14 protein-coding genes and 8 pseudogenes are annotated in these 23,679 nt (G+C 65.5%); 10 read left to right on the plus strand and 12 right to left on the minus strand.

Annotated elements, in window-relative coordinates:
* Nucleotides 1-244: 244 nt before the first annotated feature.
* Together ltrA and ABIE67_RS00665 are read right to left on the minus strand one after the other, a co-directional pair.
* A complete protein-coding gene (gene ltrA, locus ABIE67_RS00660) occupies nt 245-1,504 on the minus strand; it encodes a group II intron reverse transcriptase/maturase (RefSeq protein WP_370251808.1) in 1,260 nt (419 codons plus the stop codon).
* 876 nt (nt 1,505-2,380) lie between these two features.
* Nucleotides 2,381-3,808, minus strand: coding sequence for an IS1380 family transposase (locus tag ABIE67_RS00665; protein ID WP_370251812.1), 1,428 nt, complete (start codon nt 3,806-3,808; stop codon nt 2,381-2,383).
* A gap of 319 nt (nt 3,809-4,127) precedes the next feature.
* Here ABIE67_RS00665 and ABIE67_RS00670 point away from each other — a divergent pair, with 319 nt between their 5' ends.
* Complete coding sequence (locus ABIE67_RS00670) at nt 4,128-4,526, plus strand: hypothetical protein (RefSeq protein WP_370251816.1); 399 nt, start codon at nt 4,128-4,130, stop codon at nt 4,524-4,526.
* Between the two features lie 149 nt (nt 4,527-4,675).
* Nucleotides 4,676-5,905, plus strand: a pseudogene (locus ABIE67_RS00675) (IS3 family transposase).
* Nucleotides 5,906-5,939: 34 nt separating this feature from the next.
* Here the strand turns inward: ABIE67_RS00675 and ABIE67_RS00680 are convergent.
* From ABIE67_RS00680 to ABIE67_RS00695, 4 genes and pseudogenes are all read right to left on the minus strand, one after another.
* A pseudogene (locus ABIE67_RS00680) lies at nt 5,940-6,242 on the minus strand (transposase); the annotation flags it as partial.
* Nucleotides 6,243-6,672: 430 nt separating this feature from the next.
* Entirely contained in the window at nt 6,673-8,196 is a 1,524-nt protein-coding gene (locus tag ABIE67_RS00685) for a M1 family metallopeptidase (protein WP_370251819.1), read from the minus strand.
* A 221-nt stretch (nt 8,197-8,417) separates the two neighbouring features.
* The gene (locus ABIE67_RS00690) at nt 8,418-8,576 is read right to left on the minus strand and encodes a hypothetical protein (protein WP_370251823.1); all 159 of its coding nucleotides are present in this window, start codon (nt 8,574-8,576) and stop codon (nt 8,418-8,420) included.
* Between the two features lie 260 nt (nt 8,577-8,836).
* Nucleotides 8,837-9,703, minus strand: coding sequence for a hypothetical protein (locus ABIE67_RS00695; protein ID WP_370251828.1), 867 nt, complete (start codon nt 9,701-9,703; stop codon nt 8,837-8,839).
* A 1,124-nt stretch (nt 9,704-10,827) separates the two neighbouring features.
* On the opposite strand from ABIE67_RS00695, the gene ABIE67_RS00700 reads away from it, so the two are divergent.
* The 7 genes and pseudogenes from ABIE67_RS00700 to ABIE67_RS00730 all read left to right on the plus strand — a co-directional run.
* Nucleotides 10,828-12,972, plus strand: a complete 2,145-nt coding sequence (locus ABIE67_RS00700; RefSeq protein ID WP_370251833.1) for a trypsin-like serine protease — start codon at nt 10,828-10,830, stop codon at nt 12,970-12,972.
* A gap of 361 nt (nt 12,973-13,333) precedes the next feature.
* Nucleotides 13,334-13,447: pseudogene (locus ABIE67_RS00705) on the plus strand (transposase); the annotation flags it as partial.
* 37 nt (nt 13,448-13,484) lie between these two features.
* Nucleotides 13,485-13,652 (plus strand): hypothetical protein, encoded by a 168-nt coding sequence (locus tag ABIE67_RS00710; protein ID WP_370269646.1) that lies wholly within the window; start codon nt 13,485-13,487, stop codon nt 13,650-13,652.
* A gap of 2 nt (nt 13,653-13,654) precedes the next feature.
* A complete protein-coding gene (locus ABIE67_RS00715) occupies nt 13,655-14,008 on the plus strand; it encodes an IS3 family transposase (protein WP_370268020.1) in 354 nt (117 codons plus the stop codon).
* 1 nt (nt 14,009) lies between these two features.
* Nucleotides 14,010-14,564 carry an IS3 family transposase gene (locus ABIE67_RS00720; protein WP_370268022.1) on the plus strand — a complete coding sequence of 185 codons (555 nt, stop codon included), beginning with the start codon at nt 14,010-14,012 and terminating at the stop codon, nt 14,562-14,564.
* A gap of 301 nt (nt 14,565-14,865) precedes the next feature.
* On the plus strand, nt 14,866-16,401 hold the full coding sequence (locus tag ABIE67_RS00725) for an alpha/beta hydrolase (protein WP_370251838.1): 1,536 nt from the start codon (nt 14,866-14,868) through the stop codon (nt 16,399-16,401).
* Between the two features lie 160 nt (nt 16,402-16,561).
* Nucleotides 16,562-16,660: pseudogene (locus ABIE67_RS00730) on the plus strand (IS5/IS1182 family transposase); the annotation flags it as partial.
* 112 nt (nt 16,661-16,772) lie between these two features.
* Here ABIE67_RS00730 and ABIE67_RS00735 read toward each other — a convergent pair.
* The 4 pseudogenes from ABIE67_RS00735 to ABIE67_RS00750 all read right to left on the minus strand — a co-directional run.
* Nucleotides 16,773-17,208, minus strand: a pseudogene (locus ABIE67_RS00735) (ATP-binding protein); the annotation flags it as partial.
* A gap of 73 nt (nt 17,209-17,281) precedes the next feature.
* Nucleotides 17,282-17,716, minus strand: a pseudogene (locus tag ABIE67_RS00740) (transposase); the annotation flags it as partial.
* A gap of 89 nt (nt 17,717-17,805) precedes the next feature.
* Nucleotides 17,806-19,126 (minus strand): annotated as a pseudogene (locus ABIE67_RS00745) (IS256 family transposase).
* A 92-nt stretch (nt 19,127-19,218) separates the two neighbouring features.
* Nucleotides 19,219-19,497, minus strand: a pseudogene (locus ABIE67_RS00750) (transposase); the annotation flags it as partial.
* Between the two features lie 197 nt (nt 19,498-19,694).
* Between ABIE67_RS00750 and ABIE67_RS00755 the strand changes: the two are divergent.
* Nucleotides 19,695-20,744, plus strand: coding sequence for a transposase (locus tag ABIE67_RS00755; protein WP_370251842.1), 1,050 nt, complete (start codon nt 19,695-19,697; stop codon nt 20,742-20,744).
* A 355-nt stretch (nt 20,745-21,099) separates the two neighbouring features.
* On the opposite strand, the gene ABIE67_RS00760 is transcribed toward ABIE67_RS00755, so the two are convergent.
* Nucleotides 21,100-22,575 (minus strand): ATP-binding protein, encoded by a 1,476-nt coding sequence (locus tag ABIE67_RS00760; RefSeq protein WP_370251846.1) that lies wholly within the window; start codon nt 22,573-22,575, stop codon nt 21,100-21,102.
* Nucleotides 22,576-22,793: 218 nt separating this feature from the next.
* The gene (locus ABIE67_RS00765; protein WP_370251851.1) at nt 22,794-23,573 is read right to left on the minus strand and encodes a transposase family protein; all 780 of its coding nucleotides are present in this window, start codon (nt 23,571-23,573) and stop codon (nt 22,794-22,796) included.
* Nucleotides 23,574-23,679 lie beyond the last annotated feature (106 nt).

Raw genomic sequence — 23,679 nt, forward strand, 5'->3', positions numbered from 1 at the left:
TCCACCGGCCTCGTAACGGCCGGTGGGCGCCCGCGCGAGGCAGAGCCGCCCCGATGGCTCGGTGGCCGCTGCATGCCCCCTCCTGCGGGCGCGTGGCGGCCATCGTGAACACCCACCCCTTGTCCGCGACCTGACGGCAGCCGGTAGCGAGGTCAATCGAGTAGCCGAGGGGGATCTCACCCCTCGGCTCTCACAGAACCGTGCGTAAAAGTCTCCCGTTACACGGCTCTTGTCGCTCTGATCATCAGATCGAGCAGGCAGCAGTAGTGAGGCGCCAGTGCGCGAACATCCGTGGGAACCGCTGCGCGATCTCCACGAGCTTCGCGTGGGCCTTCCGTCGGCCTGCAAGCCGCTTGTACTTCCGGCGGATCCAACGCACCAGGTAGGTGTTGATGCGCATCACAAAAGGGATCAACTCCCACGGCCTGAAGCGGCCGTAGTAGTTGATCCAGCCCCCGACCACAGGGTTGATCGTGCGGGCGAGGTCTCCGAAGGAGGTGCCGACGCGGCGGTGCAGTTGCCAGGAACGCACCTCGCGACCGATCCGAGCCAGGGCTTCTCTGCTGATTGCCGGCTCGAACGACAAGAACAACTTGCCGTGCCGATTCCGGTTCTTCCTGGGGCGGAACGTGTACCCGAGGAACGTGAACGACGTGTGCTCATAGGAGCCGCGCCGGTACGAGTCTTTGCAGTAGACGATCCGGGTCTTGTCCGGGTGCAGGCGCAACCCGACTTCGACCAGCCTGTCCGTGAGCGCGGCCAGCACGTGGCGGGCCTGGCGCTCGGTGATGCAGTGCAGCACCGCATCGTCCGCGTAGCGTTCGAACCAGACAGCGGGGAACTCCCGTGCCATCCAGGTGTCGAACGCGTAGTGCAGGAACAGGTTCGCCAGGACGGGAGAAACCGGTGCCCCTTGCGGGGTTCCGCGTTTCCGTTCCAGCAGAGAGCCGTCGGGCAAGACGAGCGGGGCGGCAAGCCACCGGCGCACGTGCAACTTCACCCAAACGGCATCGGTGTGAGCCTCCACCGACTTGACCAGCAGGTCCCAGGGGACGCTGTCGAAGAACTTGGCGACGTCGAACTCCACCACCCAGTCCCGCTTCCAGCAGCGCTCTCGGCACCTTTCCACCGCGTCCAAAGCGGACCGTCCAGGCCGATATCCGTAGCTGTCCGGATGGAACACAGGGTCCACCCTTCGCACCAGATGCCGGGCTACGACAGTCTGAGCCACACGGTCGGCGACAGCGGGAATGCCGAGCATTCTCGTGCCACCTCCGTGTGGCTTGGGGATCTCCACCGCGCGCACCGGAGGCGGGAAGTACGAGCCCGATGACATCCGGTTCCAGACCTTGTAGAGGTTGCTCTTCAGGTCCTTCTCGAAGCCGTCGATGCTCTGCCCGTCCACGCCGGGTGCGCCCCTATGGGACTTGACTTCCTCCCACGCCTCCTTGACTTCCCACTTCGAAATATCAAACGGCTTGACCTGAGACTTCAACTGGCCCATCGCACTCCTCCCGGGGTGCCGCCCGGTTGATGTGATCAACTCAGTCACGAACGACCCGGCCCCTTCGCTCCGCCCCCGTTACAGGGACTTCGTCACTACTACGGGCCGGTCTGCCAGCAGGATCCGCATCGGTACTCGACCCCTTACGGTGTCCGCCGCTTGGGGCACTCCCTCTGCCCCGGCCTACGCCGGGGCGTATCGGACCTGCCTTCTCCTGTTCCATGCGAGAGCCGCAGACCGGGCTCACGTCGCCTATATGCCGGACACCGCCTGGCCAGTCAGCGGGCTCCCGCCAGGCTTATCCCGGAGCTCTTGACACACCCCGGTTTCGATGCCGTCTGGTTTCCTTTCGACACTTCAGAGGCGATTCACTTGCGTTCGTCTTCCCGATCCCCACCTGACGCCTCTTACGACGCCTTTTCCTCATCGCTCACCACAACAGTCTTCAGCTAATGCAGCATGAGGCGGTTTGAAGCCTCCCCCCGCAGGGCGGCTCCGAAGGGCCACGAAACCTTCATCTCTCGCACAGCATCACTTCTGGAAATCGCTCCTACATGCAACTTCCTTTCATGTTCAGGACACACGTCAAGGAGAAACACCCGGTTCCGGAGGGTCACGCCGCATCGGACAAGGGGTCGTGGTCGGCCCGACCACGACCCCTTGTCGAGACGTGGTCGGGCTCGTGGTCGGTCCGACCAGACTCGACCTCGATTCGTCAGCGGGTTTCGGTCGCTGAGTGATCCGGCGGTTCGCCCGTAATGTCCTCTGCCGTTGGAGGACGGGCCGTCGCGTAACGCCGCGGGGTGCGCCGGGTTCCACAGGCCCGGAGACTGCGGTCCTCCTCCTTCCTGGTCCTGGTCGGGGCGGGGCCGGCTGTCAGGTGACGGCCGGAAGCTGTGTGAGCCTGCTCCAGCAGGTGGTGAACGCCTTTGCCCAGGGCCAGGTCCGTTCGATGCGCAGGTAGCGGCGTCGGGCGTGGTCGGCGAGGCGGGCGGGCAGGTGGTAGAGGCGGAAGCGCATGGTGTCCGGCTCGGCGTGTTCGAGCCCGTCCTGGTCGTGCAGGGTGAGCAGCCGCAGCCAGGCGTCGAGATCAGCCGCGAGGTTGCAGGCAAGCATCCATCCGGCGTTGACCTGCCACGACTTGGACGGGAGGTTGTGCAGGCCCATGGCTTTGCCGGTGCGGATGCGATCCTCGACCTCGGCGTGGTCGCGGTGCAGGGCATCGAGGAACTGGACCTGGTGCGAGCCGGGGATGCCCCACAGGTGCCGGATATTCGTCGCGGTGATCGAGTAGCGCCAGCCGGTCTGTTTCTCGAAGTCGGTCAGCTTCTTGTGCTGCCGCCGTGAGGGTCTGACCCGGCGGACGATCAGCCGCATCCCCTGGGGCCAGCCCTCGCCGGTGTTCACCCCGGTCAACTCGGCGACCTGGTAGCCCTCCTGGACGCTGCCGTCCTGGTGCAGGGAGGTCTCCCATGCGCTTTCGGGGAGTTTCGCGATCGCCGCCTCGTCCTCGGGCGTGATCTTCCAGCCGACGGTGTAACGGACCGTGCGCCGCTTCGTGTTCAGTGACTCCAGGTGCTCCAGCAGGCCGTGCGTGGCCCCGGCGCCGTCGACGCGGATGAGGAGCTTGGCCTGCGAGGAGCCGGGGACCTGCTCCAGACAGGCCGCCAGCACGCGCAGGTGGTCCTCGACGGTGTTCGCCCCGGCATTCCCGCAGCGCAGCTCCATTGCCAGGCTCTCACCGGTGTTCGCGCACCAGCCGGCCAGCGGGTGGAAGCCGAACGTGCCCTTGAACGTCGCCGCTGCCCCTTCCTTCTTCGAAGCGGCAGTGATGACCGTGGCGTCCAGGTCCACGACGATCCAGCCCTTCAAGTGCCGTCCGGCAACGGTGAGATAGGGGAAGCCGCCCGGCCGCAGATGCAGCAGGCCCCACACCTGGCGGCGCACCCGCCGCCGCACCTTCGCGATCTTTCGCAGCGTGTGTTCGTCGAGGCCGGCCAGCACCCGGCGCATCGTCGAGTCCGACACAGCCGGGCCGAAGAGCTGCTGGTGGTGCAGGTGGAGCTGCTCGGCCTCCAGCAGACTCCGTGCTCCGAGCACGATCGCCACAGCCAGCTGGACCAGCACCCCGCTCCGCTCCCGCCACCCGGCCGCCGTACTCGACGGCAGCACCCGGGCCAGTCCACCCGTCAGCCCCAGGCGGTCGGCCAGTTTCCGCAGCAGCACCGCCCCCGCGTGCCCTACCAGCTTCTTCCCGTCAGCAGCCACGGACAGCCGACGGTCCCACCCTGTACTCTCGACCACCAGAAAGGTGCCTTGCTCTCTGCAGCGGATACGACGTAGACACTCGCATCCTCGCAGGTCAACGGCACCTTTCTGCTGTCAGGCTGTCAGCTCAACCAATTCCGCTGAATAGCCAGGGTCGACAAGGGGGGCCCGGTTCAACCCATACAGTCCTAGTTCGCCCCATCCGGTGGAGCAGGGAGAAATCTCTGGACTCTGTCCACAGGCCGACCGTCCGAACCTGCTGGGAGCCGTCATGATCCGCGCGGCGACCGACAGTTGAGGAGACCTCATGCCGTAGCTGATCCCGCCCCGTACGCCGCCGCTGACGCCGGAGCAGGTGGAGCGGGGCTTCGACTACCTCCTGGCGCTCCAGATGGGCGGCGGCGCCGCTGTCACCGGGCGGGCGGAAGCGGACCCGGAGCTGGCGTTCGTCCTGCTGCGGCTGGCCGAGGACATCGTCTGGCCCGTCACGGCCGTGGACGAAGAGGCCGACCCCTGCGCGGACTCCTTCGCTCTGGACGAGGTCGGGTGCGTGCTGCTGTCCGCGCTGCGGGACTGGGCGCGGGACTCCCCCACCACGGCGGTGCCGGGCATCGCCCGCAGCATCATCCGGTTCACGGTGAACGTCATCCCGGACCCCGACCACGCGGACACCACCAACACCCTGGAGGCGATGCGCGACGAGCGCCTGGTGCTGGCCCACGCGGTGCACTCCGCACCCGATGCGCACCGGTAGCCGCACCACTGAGGGGATGGGCGCGCACCCGGTGCGGTGGTGCGCATCCACCCGGTGCGCACCGAGTCCATCCGTGCGCACGGCACTTCCCCCGCAGTGGTGGACACCTTCGATCGGCCCCGGTGAGGGGCTGGCAGGAGGGACCACTTATGGTGATGAAGGTTTATTCGCCCGAGTTCAAGGCCGACGCCGTCGCGCTGTACCACTCGGACCCCGACCTCACGATCGTGCAGGCCGCCCGCGATCTGGGGATCAACCCGGAGACGCTGCGGAACTGGATCCGCGCCGACCGCGCCCGCGCCGACAGCCCCACGAAGAACATGAAGGACACCCCGGTGAGCAAGGCCACGAAGGAAGAGCTGGAGGCCGAGTTAGCGGCCCTGCGCACGGAGCTGAAGACGGTGCGCAAGGAGAATGCGACGCTCGCCCAGGAGCGCGACATCCTGCGCAAGGCCACGAAGTTTTTCGCCTCCGAGATGAGCTGGTGACGAGCCGCTTCCAGTACCTTCGAGGACCATCGCGAGACCTTCGAGGTCAAGCGGCTCTGCCACGTGCTGGACGTCGTCCGCTCCAGCTACTACAAGTGGCGCTCTTCGCGTGAGGCCCGTGCCCAGCGCGAGCGGGACGACCAGGTCCTGGCCGACAGGATCCGGGCCGTGCACACGGACTCGGACGACGCCTACGGCGCCCCACGCATCACCGCCGAGCTCCGCGACACCCACGGCATGCACATCAACGAGAAGAGGGTCGCCCGCGTCATGCGCAAGTTCCGCATCACCGGCTTCCACCTGCGCAAGCGCATACGCACCACCATCCCCGAGCCGTCGCAGACGCCGGTGCCGGACCTGTTCAAGAGGGACTTCACCGCTGCCGCGCCGAACCTGAAGTACATGGGCGACATAACGTATCTCCCCGTCGGAGACGGCGAGCACCTCTATCTCGCTACGGTCCTGGACTGCTTCTCACGCCGGGTGGCGGGCTGGTCGATCGCCGATCACATGCGCACCGACCTCGTTGCCGACGCGCTGAAGATGGCCGCCGCCACCCGTGGCAGCCTCGACGGCGCCATCTTCCACAGCGATCACGGGGCGCAGTACGGATCCCGTGAATTCGCCGGCCTCTGCCGGGAGTTGGGAGTCACCCAGTCCATGGGTGCCGTCGGGACGAGTGCGGACAACGCCGCCTGCGAGTCCTTCCACGCGTCTCTGAAACGGGAGATCCTCAAGGGAGCACGGCGCTTCGACGGGGCCGGCGCCTGCCGGCGTACCCTCTTCCGCTGGCTGACGCGGTACAACACCTGGCGCCGCCACTCGGCGAACGGACAGCTCAGCCCCGTCGCCTACGAACAGATGTCAGCTACCCTGACACTCGCCGCATAACAAACAAACAGGTGTCCACCCTTCGGGTGGAAGGCCCTTCTTGGTCCACCGCACGCCACAAGTACCGCATCTTCCCGTTGGCCTTGATGAAGACCTCGTCCAGGTGCCACCGGTCGCCCGGGCGGGGCTGCCGTCGGCGCAGCCGCGCGGCGTAGGCGGGGCCGAACCGGTCGCACCACAGACGGATCGCCTCATAGGACACCTGGATGCCGCGCTCGCACAGCAGCTCCTCCACGTCACGAAGGCTGAGCCTGAACCGGTGGTACAGCCAGACCGCGTGCGCGATCACCTCCGGCGGGAACCGGAACCCCCGGTACGACGGCGCTTCAGACTCCACGGCCAGGCCCCTCCCACGACGATCCCCACCAAGATCATCGCACCCCGCCCCCCAACTTGATAATGCCGTTCCAGTCCCGTAGCGGGACGCGGGGGGCCGGGACAGCCCACGTATGGGGCCTGCGTTTCCGGTCTGCTCCAGTCCGGCAGCCGCTGCCTCACCCGCCCGATGACCAACGACAGCTGATACGGGCTCAGGCCGGTCGTGCGATGGAAACGCATCGGTCCCCGAGCGGCCTACCGAGCTGTGCCGTCTTCCTTGAGTGTGGACCGCGCTCGGCGCCGACCAGCAGGAAGTTCAGCTACTCTCAGTACGAGATGACCTCCGCCGGGTACCGGTCACCCTTGTACGACGGCGACGCGATACTCCCAGCGGACCCTGCCGAGGCGCTCGCATCGGGCTCTTGGGCCGGCCCGTGCCTCATCTGCTCCTACTCGGCGTGCTCGGGCCCGTGCCGGTGCTCATGGACGCTGTTCGTTGCTGCGATGTTCTTCCATGACTTCGGCCGCACCGGAGCCGTCGGCTCCTTGGCGATCGATGCCGCTCGTGCCGCGGGTGCGGTTGGCTTCGAGGGCTGGAACAGCCAGGTGTCGAAAAGTGCGGCCAGCGGCTTGCCGGACACCTCCTCGGCGTATCGCTGGAAGTCGGCCACGGATGCGTTGCCGTGGGCGTGCTTGTGCGGCCAGCCCTTCAGGATGGTGAAGAACGCCTCGTCGCCGATCTCGTTGCGCAGTGCCTGCAGGGTCAGCGCGCCCCGGTCGTAGACGGCGATGTGGAACAGGTTGTCCGGCCCAGGATCCCCGGGCTTGATCGTCCAGAAAGAGTCACCATCCGGACGTGAGGCGTACACGTAGTCGGCGATCTCCTGCGCTGTCCCCTCACCCTCGTGCTCCGACCACAGCCACTGCGCGTACCGCGCGAAGCCCTCGTTGATCCAGATGTCCTTCCAGTCCTTGACCGACACGTCGTTGCCGTACCACTGATGGGCCAGCTCGTGCACCACGATGGAGACGTTCGAGCCGTTCGAGAACTTGAGGGGACTGTAGAAGGGCCGGGTCTGGGTCTCCAGGGCGTATGCGACGGACGGGGTGTTGGGCACGTACCCGCCGAGTGCGTTGTACGGATACGGCCCAAAATACTGGGTCAGCCAGTCGGCGATCTCCCCGGTCCGCTCGATGCTCGCCCGTGCCGCCCCCGCGCGGTCGCCGAGGTCTTTGCTGTAGGCGTTGATGACCGGAATACCGCTCTCGGACGTCCCGGTCGTGACGTCGAACCTGCCCGCTGCGAAGGTGGCGAGGTAGGTAGCCTGAGGCTTGTTGGAACGCCAGTCGTAGCGGGTCCAGCCGGCCTGCGAACTCGTCGACTGTAACGTGCCGTTGGAGATGAACTGCGTGCCGTTCGGAACCTGCACCGACACATCGAAGGTCGCCTTGTCGCGCGGGTGGTCGTTGCTCGGGAACCACCACCAGGCCCCCTGGGGTTCGCCCGCCGCCACACCGCCGTCCGGAGTGCGCAGCCAGGCATTGAGGCCATACGCCTTCTTCGACGACGGCACACCCCGGTACCGCACGACCACTGTGATGGCCGTGTCCTTGGCCAGAGGGTTCTTCGGCGTGATCTCCAGCTCGTGCTCGCCAGAGGTCGCGAACGACGCCTTCGCGCCGTTGACCCGGACCTCGCTGACGTCCAGCAGAAAGTCCAGATTGAAGCGGGACAGGTCCTGAGTCGTCTTCGCCAGCAGTGTTGCTGTGCCAGACAGCTCATCTGTGGCCGGCTGGTACTTCAGCCGCAGGTCGTAATGGGATACGTCGTATCCACCGTTGCCGTAGGCCCGGTAATAGGGGTCGCCGATGCCCGGATCGCCGGGGGAATGACTCGCGGCCGACGCCGGGATCACCAGCATCAGGCAGGCAGCTGCGAGTGCCCCCGGCGCCACGAATTTCTGAGCACTCATTCGGCTCTCCTCTTGTGCGGTAGCAAGGGCCGCAAGACTCAGCCCGGCCCGGTCCTATCTACATAAGAGGGAACGAAGAGGCCTGCCATGACGGGGTATGAACCGTTCCGGGTTCGATCGGGACTCGGCCCTGTGCCGGGTTGCGTGATGTGTCCTCGATTCAGCGCCGGGACGCGGTTCCGCGTAGCTGAGTAGTCCACCACGTTCGTGGACTGTGGCGATCAGCTCGACCATCCCAGCATGCTCAGCACCGCCATCAAGCAGCGCACGCTGGCCCTCAGTTCTCTGATCTGCGCTGCCACAGCCGCAATATCCGCCATCAGGCTGGTCGGTTTGAGCACGCTGATCGCGCCGTAGGGCGGCATGCTCGCCGAGATCATCGACAGCCACGCTCCGCAGGGCAATCGATTGTCCTGTGACAATGGAGGTCCGCGGCCTGGTGGTCGGTCAAGCCCGTCGGATGTACGGCGGACCATCTGACGGGCCATCAAAGTCGACAAATGCCCGAGCGGTCCCTCCCCGACCACTTCGGAGAGGGACCGCTCGGTTCGGCCATCGATCTGCCCGCCCTGCTCACGGCCCCCATTCTCTGCCAATGGCGTCGGTCACCCAGGTCGATGCCGCAGCCGGCACCTGGCTGCTAGGACGACACAGAGCAGCCGGTCGCGTCATTGTTGGCCGAGGGCCGGGCCGAGTCCTGGACGGAGACGCGGCCGAACTCGGTGCCGGAATGGTGGTCGGCGTACACCCGAAGACGGTAGAGCTTGCCCTGGCTGCTTTCGAGGAACATCAGTTCCCCATCCCCTTGGGCGAAACCCTCGTCGTCATGCCACGCTAGCGTATCGTGAGCGCCTCCGTAGCGGCCTGCGGGCAGGGACGGCATATCAACGCTGGAAACCTCGCCCGTATAAGGATTGAGGCCCAGGATCCGGCCGCCACGGTTATCCGCACCCCACAGTGTAGGATTTTCGGCGAATCCGGAGACCGACATGTACGTCATGTCGCCACTGGTAAAGGCAGAGCTCAGGGTGACGGTCTTCGTTACCCTCCGCGTGTCCACGTCGATCCAGTAAAGTTTATTGCCCCCGATGATGTAGTAGTTGCCCTCGGGGTCAAACGCCCCGCGGTAGTAATTTCCATTCGGCAGACCGGAGATTTTCCCGAGGTCAGCGACGCGACCCGCCTTATTGATCCGCAGAAGATGGTCGTTCTTTGCTCGGACCGCGAAAATATAGTGAGTGTCAGGGTCAATGCCGATCGCATTGTACTTTGACGTGGCAGGGCCGAGAGGCGAGAGAGACATGGGCCCCGCCCCATCTGCCCCGGCACGCCCTGCGTAAAGGCGAGTCGTCTCCTTCCCGCCGGCCGACTGGAAGACCTGACCGTCACACTTGAAGCCGTCCGAAGCTGCGGCCGCAGCCGAAGGGACGGAAGACAGTCCGACCGCACCAACACTGCCTGCCGCCACTAACGCTATGAGCAGCCGCCTCAGGGAAAACTTCTTCATCCTTCTTCTTTCCTTTCCTTCTGTGAGGGAGTGAATTCAATGCCCGACACTTTCTTCCTTTGAAGCCCGGAAGCTGCCCCTGACCCACGCGGACTTCAACCAGAAAACAGGCGCAGATATTTCGATCCCCCGACCCCGCTACGGGAGTAATGAAAACGGAAAGTCCCGTTCATGCGGGAAGCCCCGCACCCTGTCAAGGGGCGGGGTGTCGATCCATCGGAACACGGTCGATCCAGTAGTCGTTATCATGTCGGCCCCGCAGCCTGCAGCAGCGCCATTTGACACGGCTGCATGTGACGAGCCCCCCAGCGACAGAAATACCCGGGGTGAAGACGCCGGGCGGGCGCTGGCGAGGCCTTCCGTCATCATGCATTGTGGGCGTATGAAATGCAAGCCTCCATCACCGAATCGGCCAGGAATGAAAGGGAGGTTGGCCCTTGCGTGAAACATCTACCCTTCTGCGGAACGCCAGTTTATGAGGCTTGTGACAAACTAGCCGCAGACTTCTCTATGTCTTCCCGGCGCGTCCTATGGGCCTCCGCAGCGAAAGGCGAAAGATGTTGTCACATTGGACTAGCTCCGGAGTGTGAGGTGGGGTGACTGCGGGCTGATAGCGCATGCTGCGGGAGCAGGAAGTCACCATGGCGCCCCCGGCATAAGAATCTCTCCTAAATGATTCACCGGACGGAGATCCTGTGCGTGCTCCCTCCGGCAGCCGGCGGGATGTTTGTCACATGATGATGAGGCGGGATAAGGCACTCTTAGTGTCCGGGTCGGCGCAGGCGACACATCTTGGTATGCGAAGAGCAGGTTTCTGTGCACTCACCAGTCATTTCTGTTTCGTTCTTTCGTGTGTGTCGTATCACGTCTGGTCTTGCGTAACGGAGGTTCGGCAAGTGTGTCGGGTGGCGTGCTCGGCATTGGCGTGGTTACGTCGTTGACGTGCCGTCTCACAGGAGGAAAAAGCGGGGCGCCCTGGGTATTTTCTGTGTGCCTCGCATCTCCGCCTGAGGCGCCAGACCGGCAACAGGTCCGGCCCAGTGCTGAGAGAATGACCAGCGCCTGCTGGTCTCAAAGACCAGGCGACCGCACTGTTTGATGGTTGCCTTAAGGAGGAGTTATAAATGGCTGCCCGCCACAAAAAGGTACGCACCGGATTGACATCGGGCTGTGGCCCGGTTTCGACTAACAAGTGGTTGCGCAATGCGACGATCGCCACGTTCATCGGAGTCACGGCATCCATGAGCAGTCAGCTTGCGGGTGCCCCCACCGCTAGCGCAGTCGGCAGCGGACTGGACAATTACCAGAAGAACGACTGGAAAGAAAATGCCCGCTTCGTGGTTTTTATCCACAGAGCAAAGGGTGCAGGATATGGCGGGGCGATTGGGACGGGGTATTTCATTGGGAAAAACCAGATTGCTACCGCAGGGCATGTGGTTGGAACAGAGACAGAACCCGGGAGGATAAGAATCACCTACGTAGATAAAGAAGGGAACAGGCATCAGGAAACCGCAGATAAGATCTACATGACGGCTCCCCCCGCTCATCCTGGGGCCCAGGATTATAAGACACAAACGGATGCCGCTATCATCAACCTGAAGGCCCCGGTGCAAGATGCTCAGTATTTACCGTTGCCTAGCGATAAGGGCATCACCCCTCCGGATGGGAAGGAGTTGAGGGGGCGCGTATACGGCTCCAGAGAGCAAAACGAAGCGAAGCTAGACAAGTTAGAAAAAGAATGGGGGCCGCCTTCAAGTCCCACCTCCCAACAGGTTCGTGATTTTGCCTATGGAAATAGTGGAGAAAAAAAGGAAGGAAAGTTCTATTTCCCCGGGCACAGCAGCAGCCCCGTTAGTGGCGACGTCAGCCTTCGGGATGTCCGTGGGAGTGAAGGAGCATGGAAGGGGAGCAATAGGGTCCTTTACCCCGAAGATGTCTCCAAAGTGAAACCGGTTGATTATATACGCAACCAGCAGATCTGGCACGGTGACAGTGGGGGCCCGCTTGTCGCAAGGGATAGGAATGGAAATCCCTATGCGGCGGGTATCAATCAGTCTATAGGCGGATCTAATGCGTACTGGACGCGGACTGATGTCGGGTTACAGAAGGCCCTTGACAAGGCGGAAAAGGACGGAAACGGCCGGATTTTGGATCCGAAGAATGCCTTCACGGATCCAGGCGGAGATGTGCCGTCAGGCGCCGCGGCGAGGGTCAATGGGGAGCAGGCAGCTGCGAAAGGGGGTCCGGGAGCCGAGGTAGGTGCGGTGACGCCTTTGGCTAGCACGGAATATCCGGCGTCCGGTTCGGGCGTGGTGTATGGACACGTGAAGGGGGGGCGTGGTTGGGAGGTGGCGGATTCGTCCCGGCTTCAGCGGTATGACCGCTTTGATGGTTACAGCCAGGGTGAGGGCGGCGGCTGGCAGTCGATGAAGGATCCGGAAGGTTTTCTGCGTGGGCAGGTGAAACCTGTTGATGGGGCGCCGTCTGCGTCGGGTCAGTCGGTGCTGGGTGGGAAGCCTGCGGATGCGCAGTCTGCGCCGGTTGGTGATGTGCACGGGCAGGCTGTGTCGCCGGGTTCGGGTGCTGGTGGCACGGTCGGCGGGGCTGCTGCGTCGCAGTCACAGCGGTCGTCTGGGCTGGGTCTGCCGTCCGCCCAGCAGTCCCCGTCTCAGGGGCCTCCTGCGGCCAGTGGTGCTTTGGCTGCTCATACAGATGCGGGTGGTTCGACGCTTCCTTCCGCTGATGGTTCGTATGGGTGGCACGGTCAGCAGGATGGCCTCCAGGGGGACTGGAAGTACGTCAACGGGCAGTGGCAGGGCGGCTGGACGAAGCCGAAGCAGGAGTCTGCCGACAGTAATCCTGAGGTGCCGCAGCCGCAGCAGCCTGCGGTGGGGAGTCCATCTCCGGCTCCGGCAACCACGCCTGCGCCGGCTGCGGCTCCTGCTGCGACGTCTTCGCTCGGGCCTCTGGCTACTCAGCCGTCTGTATCTGCCGTTGGTGCGCCGGTTGGCGGCGGCGAGGACAAGGTGGTTGAAAATCTGGGTGAGTTCACGCAGACGGCTGTGCCTGCGCCGAGCACGTCGGCCGTGCCTGAGTCTTTGTCGGTGTCTGCTCCGGATCCTGCCGTGTCTCAGGGCCCGCAGCAGGCTGCCCCTGAGCAGGCTGCTGCGCCTGTGGCTGCTGAGGTACCTGCTGCGCCTACGGCTGTGGTGGAGCAGGCTCCGGTGGATTCTTCGGGTAGTTCTGATGGTGGGGGCTATTCTGGCTGAGGCTCCAGCAAGACAAAGGGCGGCGCTCGAGTGGGTCCCGGTAACGGGTAGTCATGGCGCTGGAGGTCTTCCGTGGCCACGGCGGTGCGGAGGACCACGCGGTCAGCGGAGCCTCAATGGCCGAGTCAAGACATCGTCGATCTTGAAAACCGTCGTGGCAGCGATGTCACCGTGGGTTCAAATCCCACACCCACCGCACGTGAACGGCCCCTGACCTGCTGGATCGGTCAGGGGCCGTTGGCATGTCCGGGCACCGCTGCCGCCCGGTGTTCCCCGTGGTTCACCGGTCGAGCGGGCACGATAGGGGGACTGACCTTCCCCTCGTACCGTGGAGTCGTGACCATAGGGGTAGTTGAGGGTCATGGTGGAGAAGCGACGGAAGTACGATGCCGAGTTCCGTGAGGGTGCGGTGCGGATCGTGCTGGAGACCGGGAAGCCGTCTGCGCAGGTGGCGCGGGATCTGGGGGTGCATGAGGGCACGTTGCAGACGTGGGTTCACCGGGCGAGGGCCCGTGTGGACGCGGAGGCCCGCGGGCGGGCTGGACGAGTCCGAGCGCGGGGAACTGCAGCGGCTGCGGGAGGAGAATGCCCGGCAGCGCAAGGAGAGCGCTGAGCTCGGGATGGAGCGCGATGTCCTCAAGCGATCGGTGGTCCTCTGGGTGAAGGAGGCGACGAAGTGACGATGGCGGGCTTCATCGCCGACCAGCAAACCAGGCACAAGGTCCCGCACACTCTGGCCTGCCGGGCATGGGGCGTGTCCAAGTCCTGGTTCTACAAATGGCGCCGGCGCCCCGGACAGCCGACGAAGTCCGAGGTCAGACGGGCTGCGCTGGCCGAGCGGATCGTTTACTTCTTCCGCAGGTCGGGCAACACCTACGGCTCGCCCAGGATCACGCTGGACCTGTGGTCCGAGGGCTGGAAGGTCTCGCAGAATACCGTCGCCCGGCTCATGGCCGAGCTCGGCCTGCAGGGCCGCAAGCCCCCCGTGCCGGCGAAGGAACCTGACCCGGCAGGGCAAGCGCAAGGCCGCCCGTGACCTGGTACTTCGTCGCTTCGATGCGGTCGCACCGGACGTGTTGTGGTGGGGCGATATGACCGAGATCGAAACCGGCGAGGGCAAGCTCTGCCTCGCGAGCGTCCACGACGCATTCTCCCGACGCGTTCTCGGCTATGCGAGGGGTCCTCGGCACGAAGCGCCCCTGGTCAGCGCGTCGCTCCAGATGGCCGCCGCGACACGCGGCGGCACCGTGGACGGAGTGATCCTTCATTCGGACCGCGGGTCGGAATATACGAGTGAGGCGTACAACGCGCTGTGTGACCGTCTTGGAGTGGTGCAGTCCATGGGGCGTGTGGGGTCGGCCCTGGACAACGCGGCCGCGGAGTCGTTCCACTCGTCGATCAAGGTCGAGTACATCCACCGGCACCGCTTCGCCACCCGCACCGAGGCCAGGCTGAAGATCGCCACGTGGATCACGGACTTCTTCAACACGCGCCGCAGGCACAACGCCGCCGGCGGGCTGCCACCAACCGAGTTCGAACAGATCATCAATCAGAAGCGCGCTGAGGCCCATTCACGGACTCAAGCCGCATAGACAAAGACTCCACGATCGCAGGGGATTGCCAGTCGCGAAGGGTGAAGTTTCTGCGGCTGCACCCCATGCAGACAAAAGATCCTCCTGCCCGTCGGGGTGCAGCCATCGCTCTTTCAGTGCAGACCGCCGCGACAAGTGAAGGAACCATGCAGGGAAAGCACAGCCGGAGACCTGCCGGCCAGGCTGCAGTGGGGGCGGGTTGTCCTTACGCTGCGAGCAGGACAGTGATGTGCGGGAGTGGGAGCGTGCGGTGGTGAGATTCGTGCGGCGTGTGCCGGACAGTCGGCCGCGGTTATCCCGGGTGGCAGCCGTGGGTGCGGCGATGGTGCTGCTGGCGGCTGCCGGTGCTTGCGACGGCGGCGGGAAGGGGGACCGGGACAAGGACGCGACTCGTGCGCTGGCTGCGCAGAAGCTTCGCTGGGCGGCTTGTCCCGCACCGGCCGCGGAGGCGGAATCCGCCGGGCCCGCCGATGGGGCCGGGTGGGAGTGCGCGCGGATGACGGTGCCGGTGGACTGGTCCGACCCCGGCGAGGAACAGATGAAACTCGCCCTGATCCGCGGCAGGGCGACCGGACCGGGCCGCCGGATCGGCTCGCTCGTCTTCAATTTCGGCGGCCCTGGTCAGCCCGGTGTGAGCATGCTGCCGGCGGCCGCCCAGAGCTACCAGGACTTCGCAACACTGCGCACCCGCTACGACCTGGTCAGCTTCGACCCGCGTGGTACCGGTGACAGCCGCCCGGTCCGCTGCCTGGACGACAGCGCCCAGGACAAGGCTTCCGCCGCCGACAAGACCCCTGACACGCCGGCCGAGATGACCACCCTCCTGCACCTGGCCCGCGCCAACACCCAGGCCTGCGCCAAGCACTCCGGCCCGCTGCTCGCACATATCGGCACCCGCAGCACCGCCCGCGACCTCGACCTGCTGCGCCAGGTCCTCGGCGACGACACGCTGTCCTACCTCGGGTTCTCCTACGGCACCGAACTCGGCGCCGTCTACGCCCACCTGTACCCCCGCAAAGTCGGCCGGGCCGTCTTCGACGCCGTCACCAACCCCGCCGACACTCCCGTGCAAACCGCCCTCGGCCAGGCCGAAGGGTTCCAGCTAGCCCTGGGGGACTTCCTCAAGGACTGCACCCGCAGGCACGGGAACTGCCCCGCCGGCGACACCGTCAAGCAGGCCACAGCAACAATCAGGACCCTGCTGTCCCGGCTGGAGCGCACACCACTGCCCACACAGGATGGCCGCCCGCTCACCCAGACCGGCGCCCTCAACGGCATCATCCAGGCCCTCTACGCCCGCAGCTACTGGCCCAGCCTCCAAGAAGGTCTCAACGAAGCCATGCAGCAGGGCAGCGGGAATGTCCTCCTCGCCCTGTCCGACCAACTGACGGGACGCGACCCGCAAGGCCACTACAGCACTGTCCAGGCCGCCAACATCGCCACCCTCTGCGCCGACACCCCCCACCGCTACACCCCCGACGACGTCAAAAAGAGCCTGCCCGCCTTCCGCAAGGCATCCCCCGTATTCGGCTCCCACGTGGCCTGGGGCCAGCTCCTGCAATGCACCGACTGGCCGGTTGCCGGCACCGCCAACACCCCCGTCACCGCAACCGGCTCACCCGCGATCCTCCTCATCGCCACTACCGGCGACCCCGCCACCCCCCGGACCAACCTCCCCCGCATGGCACGACAACTCGGCCCCCGCACCGCAATCCAGATCACCCGCAACGGCGACGGCCACACCGCCTACGGCACCAGCCCCTGCGTCACCGACATCGTCAACGCCTATCTCCTGACCGGCACACACCCCAAAACCGGCACTACCTGCACCACCTAACGGGACAGGCATGTCTGAAAGATCGCGTAGACCCGTAATCTGACAGGCTGGCCGAGGCCTCAGTGGGGATTGACCGCGGTCGCCGCAGCACGAACCGTCCGCCTGTGCACCGCCGCCACCCGGACCCTCGTGGAGGACCCATCCGAGCCCGCCTGGCTGTCGCAATCGGCCACGTCGGCTGTTCGCCGACCGCGGCTACGACAAGTACCGGCGACTGATCCAGCCCCGCGGCATTACCCCGAAGATCGCCCGCAAAGGTTGTCAACGGCCATTTCGTTCTCCCCGTAGGCGGCCAGGAGTTCGCCCCGCTGGCGGCCATCGAGATGTCCCCGGTGGCGGCCAGATAATTCCCCGCCCTCGGGTCGGTCGGGTCAGCTGAAGGGCTTCACTCCCTGTCCACTGGTGGCCTGGGTGAGCCGGTAGCTGTCACCCTGAGTGACGACGATGTGAGCGTGGTGCATGAGCCGGTCGACCGTGGCGGTAGCCAGGGTCTTGGGCATGATCTCGTCGAATCCGGAGGGGTGGAGGTTGCTGGAGACGGCGACCGAGCGTCGTTCGTAGGCGGCGTCGACCAGGCGGTAGAAGCCCTCGGCGGCGTCCGGTGAGACGGGCAGCAGTCCGATGTCGTCGACGATGATCAAGTCCGAGCGGATGATCTTCGCGAGGGCTCGGGCGATGGAGTCGTCCGCGCGGTGCCGTCGGACCAGGACTCCGAGGTCCTCGATGGTGAACCAGGAGAGTGGTCAGTCCGGCCTCGACCGCGGTCTGGCCGAGGGCCTCGGTGAAGTGGCTCTTGCCCGTGCCGGTGTCGTCAAGTTGCTGGTGTGACTGGCGAGTTGGGGTGTGCCGAGGTGGTGGCTGGCCCGAGGGGACGTTCCGGTCAGCCGGTCGTTGCCATACTGGTGATGGTTTTCCAGATGTGGAATCGTTCGGTCATCTCGGTGCGGTAGTCACTCGCTGTGATGAGGTGGCGGCGTGGGCGGAAGAGCGGTGAGATCCGGGAGAACGTGGCGAGGAATCTCTGGGCCGCCCCCGTCGAGCGGAAGTTCTTCATGGCTTTCTCGCGCTGCCTCGTTGGCTGGTGGCTGTTCTCGGCGCGGTTGTTCAAGTACTTCGAACTGCGGTGCTCCACGGAGGGCATCACCTGGCGGTGGGCCGCCCCGTAACTGCGTAGCTTGTCGGTCACGATCACACGGGGCACGTACTCAAGGTCCTTGAGGAGCTTGCGGAAGAAGCGCTTGGCTGCAACCGCATCGCGCTTGTTGGTCACGAGGATGTCGAGGACGTTGCCGTCCTGGTCGACGGCTCGCCACAGGGAGGTTGTCAATTCCTTTGTGTATGTAGAGGTGTGTGGCCTTGCTGGTCGGGCCCCGGGGTTGGTTACTGTCGGTGATCTTGCTGGGGTCAGAGGGGGAGGCGGTCGGGGAAGGCGGGCATGAAGTGGTTCATGGCGCGTTTCCAGCCGAGGGTGCCGGTGCCGCGGACGCGGCCTTTGGGGAAGGGACCCTCGCCGTCGATGTGGCGGCCCTTGGATGCGGCGGATGCCGAGGTAGAGGAGTTTGACGGCGGCGTCGTCGCTGGGGAAGTGGCCGCGCGTCTTGGTGATCTTGCGGAGCTGGTAGTTCAGGGATTCGATGGCGTTGGTCGTGTATATGACCCTGCGTATCTCGTGGTCGAAGGCGAGGAAGGGGATGAATTCTTCCCAGGCCCGTTCCCAACTGGCAATCAGGCCAGGGTAGTTCTTGCCGTAGTTTGACCGGAGCTCGTCCAGCGCGGTCAGTGCCTCGGATTCGGTGGCGGCGGTGCAGATCGGTTTGAGGGCGGCGGCCACCTGCTTGCGGTCACCGTGCGACACGTATTTCATCGAGCTGCGGATCAAGTGGGTCACGCAGGTCTGGACCAGGGCTTTCTCCCAGACTGTGGTGATGGCGTCGGGCAGGCCTGCCAGCCCGTCGCAGCACACGATCAGGACGTCGCGCAGGCCGCGGTTCTTCAGCTGGGTGAGCACGTTCAGCCAGAATTTCGAGCCCTCGCTGTCCTGCAGCCAGATGCCCAGTACGTTCTTGATGCCGTCCACGTCGACGCCGATCACCAGGTGGGCGGACTTGTTGGTGACCATGCCGCTGTCGCGGACCTTCACGGTCAGCGCGTCGATGTAGAGGATGGGGTAGACGTCGTCAACAGGGCGGTTCTGCCAGGCAGTTATCTCGTCCGCGACCACATCGGTGATCCTGGATACCAGGGCCGGGGACACCTCGCTGCCGTAGACCTCTTTGAGGTGGGCGGTGATGTCGCGGGTGGTCATGCCACGGGCGTACAGCGACAGCACCATGTCGTCGACCTGGGCCAGACGCCGCCGGCCCTTGGGTACGATCACTGGCTCGAACTCCGACCGGCGGTCCCTGGGCACGTCCACCGTGACCGGGCCGGCCACCGTGGTGAGCGTCTTGGGGTAGGAGCCGTTGCGGGCGTTGCCCGAGCCGCGGCCTGCCGGGTCCCCGGCCTCGTAACCGAGATGGTCGGCCATCTCCACCTGCAAAGCCCGCTCCAGCACCGCCTTCATCATCTGCTGCAGCAGCCCGCCGGCCCCGTCAATACCGACCCCGGCCGCCTCCGCATCAGCCAGGAGCCGGTCGATCGCCGCCGGCGATAAAGCCCCCGCCAGCCGCCTCGACGCCTCCTCACGCGGCTCTGCGGACTCGGCGTGCGGGCTGGACTCGTTCATCAGGTCACTCACTGTGCGTCACATTCCTGGTGTCACCCGGGGCCCGACCAGCACCCAGCAAGATCACCTCTTACACAGAGGAGTAAACCGCCTCGCCACAGGTACCTCATCTGTCCGTTGACCTTGATGAACACCTCGTCCATGTGCCATTTGTCGCCCGGGCGCGCCTGCCGGCGGCGCAGCTGCCGGGCGTAGGCGGGGCCGAAGACGGCACACCAGGCGCGAACACTCTCGTAAGAGACGGTGATCCCGCGTTCAAAGAGGAGCTCCTCAACCTCGCGGAACGAGAGAGGGAAACGGTGATACAGCCACACAGCGTGACTGATCACCTCGGCCGGGAACCGATAGCCCTTGTACGACGGCGTCTCCACGACGAGCCCCTCCCACGACGATCTACACCAAGATCATCTCACCCCGCTCCTCAACTTGCCGACGCCGTCTGGAGCTGGCCGGGGAGAGTCTGCGGGCCGCCCTGGAGGAACTGGCCGAGATCGCGCCGGAGTGGCTGCAGCCACTGATCGAACCCGAGTGGGACAAGCGGTACGGGCGGAAGATCGAGATCAGGAAGGTGCCTGGTGGACCGGAGGCCGTGACCGAGCGGGCGGAGACTTTCGGACGGGACGGGCAGAAGGTGCTGGCCGCCCTGTGGTCCCCCGATGCCCCGGGCCGGCTGCGGACACTTCCCCAGGTGGAAATCCTGCGACAGGTGTGGGTTCACCACTACTACTGGGACGAACAAGGACAGCTCCGCTGGCGTGACGGGCACGCGCTGCCACCGGCGAGTTTGCGCTTCGATTCTCCCTACGACACCGATGCGCACTACTGCACCAAGAACGGCACCGAGTGGAGCGGCTACCGCGTGCACTACACCGAGACCTGCGAGGAACAGCGGCCCGAGATCGTGGTGCACGTCGCCACCACGATCGCCCCGGTCCAGGACGGGCAGCTCACCGAGCAGATTCACGACGACCTGGCGCAGGCCGCCCTGGTCCCGGCCGAGCACGTGGTCGATGCCGCCTACATCACCCCGGCCCGCGTCCAACGCGCCCAGCAGGCCCACGGGATCACGCTGCTCGGCCCGATCGTCGCCGACCACAGCCAGCAGGCCAAGAGCGGCGAGGGCTTCGGAAAGTCCGCCTTCACGATCGACTGGGATCTACGGCAGGCAACGTGCCCCCGCGGAAAGACCAGCACCCCGGCGAGGACGCTCCGCATCAAGGGCCACGAATACCTCCAGTTCCGCTTCGCGAAGGCCGACTGCCTGGCCTGCCCGGACCGCCACCCGTGCACCACCTCGGCCACCAGGCCCCGCTCGATCACCCTGCTCCCACGGCCGCTGCACGAGATTCAGGTCCAAAACCGCCTCGACCAGGAGACCGAGCAATGGCAACGACGCTATGCCGTCCGCGCCGGCATCGAGGCGACGCTCTCCCAGACCGTCCGGAGCAACGGCCTACGGCGTACGCCCTACCGCGGGCTCGCCAAGACGCACGTCCAGCACGTACTTACCGCCATAGCCTGCAACCTCACCCGCACCGCCGACTGGATCGCCGAAACACCCCGTGGACGCACACGATCAAGCCGATTCCACACCCTCTGCACCGCAGCCGCCGGATGACTCCTGAAGATCACCAACAGAGTCCCGGTGTTGCACCAGAAGGGACACGATCTCCGCAAGGTCGTCCATCACGCTGGAATGCTGCCCGGGCTGGCAGCCCGAACTGTTCTCGATCCACTCGTTGGATGAGTGATCCGGCAAGACCACCCCTGACCCAACATCAGCAAACCGGCTTGCGGGACAACGCCTCTGCCCAGGCCAGATACCGAGAAGCTTCTGGAATGCTAAGGGGGCGAGCTCAGTCGCGACCAGCGGACGCAGTCACGGCTGCTTCGGTGTCTCCGCGCCGCGCTGGCGCAGACCACATGCTTACCACAGTGACCGGGCCGGTCCGCCACCCGCGCCTCACGCATCGTCAATCACCGTTGTAGAGCCTGTCCAGTCCGACCAGCTGGATGCCGCGGTCCCGTTCGGCGAGGGCACGGAGCTCATCGGTGAAGCCTGCTCCGCTGAAGCAGAGCAGGCACGTGTGCTGGGCTAGCACGCCGTCACGGGCCTGCAACAGGGCCCTGATGCGCTGCAGGCGCCGCAGGTGCCCCAGGCCCATGATGTCGTTCCACTTGGCCTCTCCGATTGCCAGGAGCACCTCGCGGCCCTCGTGGTCACGCCCGAACACGACGGCGTCGAGCTCGTGGCTGGTCTTGGCCGCCGGGTCGGGAACGGTGCCCGACTCCACGCGTGTGCGACGGCCGCCCAGAGTGTCCTCGGCGGCGTACCAGCGGATCCACGTGCGGCAGACCTGCTCGAAGTGCGGGCCCACGACCTTGCTGCGGAACGTCGCCTGCGACCGCTCCCACACCGGCTGGGCCTGCCCGGGACGCTCCAGGTCGCTCCACTCGGGACGCATCAGGGCGTGGTAGAAGGTCAAGATCGGTTCGGCGATGCGGTAGGCGGAGCGCTTACCGTGGAACGCATCCGGCTCCCGGGTGATCATCCCCGTGTCCTCCAGCACAGTCAGTGCGTGCCCTAGGTCGGTGGACTTGCGCTCCAGGTAACTGGCGATGCCGCCGCGCGTGTGGTTGCCCTGGGCGATGGCGGCCAGCACGCCGTGGTAGAGGGCTGTGTCCCGCAGATCCGGCTCCTCCGCCAGCAGGAACCGGGCTTCGCGGAACAGCGGGCGTCCCGGATTGAGCACGTTGCGCAGCACCCATGGCCCGAAGTCCGCCAGATCCGCTGGCGCGTCCCCCAATACGAACTCCCGCCCATACGCCGGAGTTCCGCCCAGCACCGAATTGACCAACAGCGCGAGGTGTGGATCGGCGATCCCCCAGAACTGCGCGGCCAGCCGGAAATCCAACGTGGGCACGACCAGTTCCAGGCTGGCCCGCCCGCGCAGCGGCGCCGTCCCCGACAGCAGGCTCCCCATGAATGACAGCGCCGAACCGCACAGCACCAGCCGCACCGGACCACCCTCGTGCCGGGCCTGTGGCCCCAACGCCCGCTGCAGCAGCGAGGGCAGCTCGGGCGAAGCCTTGGCCAGGAACGGGAACTCATCCAGCACCACCACCAACGGCCCCGTCCCGGGAGCGGCCAAGCCCACCATGACCTCCACCGCCTCCTCCCAGTGCGCGAACCGGTACGGCACCCGCCGCCCTTCATATCGCGCCAGCGCCACCCCAAACTGCCGCAACGACTCCGCCTCGGTCGCCTCACTCGCCGAGAAGAAGAAGCCCCCTCCTGCACGGCACAGCCCGTCCAGCAAGAATGTCTTGCCCTGACGCCGCCGCCCGGAGACCACGCCGAGCGTCGCCTCCGGCCCTCCGTAGGAAGCGAACCGCACCAGCTCCGACCACTCGAAATCCCGGTCGAACATCCCTGTCGGCTTGTCCACCACACACCTCCCAATCAATAATTACTGCACCTATTATATCTACTCCTATCGTTGATTCGTGAGGTCTGTTACGCCGGTGCCGACGCGGGGCCGGGGCAGCAGGTCCGCAGTGCCGTGCGGGACAACTCCCGCGTCTTCGCAACACCCCGCGATCGTCGAGCTGGGTGCCGGCAAGAGCGCGGTGGCCTCCATGCGGTTCTGGAGGCTTATTCACGGGGTCACCAGCCGTTCTTGTAGAAGGCGAGGGCGGTGACGGTCTTGGCGACGAGGGGGAACCGGGTGAGAGGGCCGCGATAGCGAGTGGCGAGGACCTTCCAGTCCTTCAGATGTGCGATCGCTCGTTCGACGGCGGCGCGGAGCTTGCCGATGCTCTGGTTGAACACCTTGTCTTTGACGGGGCGTTCCTGACCGGGTGGCTTGCGGCGGGCGGTGAGCATGCCGGAGCCGACATAGCCCAGATCCCCCATGCTCTCCCGGTCGGCGAAGGCTTTGGGGAAGTGGGACTGGCGCCAGGCGTACATGTCGTGCCGACTGCCGGGTACCGGCGCGGAGACGGCGAGCAGGTCCCCGCTGAGAGTGGCGGCGACCTGCAGGTTGAAGCCTGTGTCACGATGCTTGCCGGAGAACATCGTGGTGCCCTCGCTCGCCCAGTCCCACGTGGTGACCAGGGTCCCGTCGGCCAGGACGATCCTGCCGTGTGAGGCGTCGGCGGGGTCGGGCACATGCTCGGCCAGGGCCGTCTCCACCACCGGGAGCAGCGTGGTCCACCGGCGCGAGACGGTGGCCTGGGAGATGTGGAACAGTTCCGCCGCCGCTTGCTGGACGGGGTTCTGCCGCAGCAGGAACAACACCAGGACCACGGACTTGTACAGGCCCAGCGCCCACATCCGTCCCGGCACCACGGGCGGATCGGGGTCCTCCACCAGCATCGTGTGGACCCGGACCACCAAGGCCTCCAGTTGATCCGCTTCCAGCCCTGTCGTAACGTTCCAGCTCAACGGCCCTACCCCGGTGGAAAACTGACGTCGTCGCAAACGCCAGGCTACCGAGCAGGGCCGTCTTGCTGATCAAGAAACCAAGCCCGTGAATAACCCTCCTGGTCCT

Source organism: Streptomyces sp. V4I8 (genome assembly GCF_041261225.1).
Taxonomy (GTDB): Bacteria; Actinomycetota; Actinomycetes; order Streptomycetales; family Streptomycetaceae; genus Streptomyces.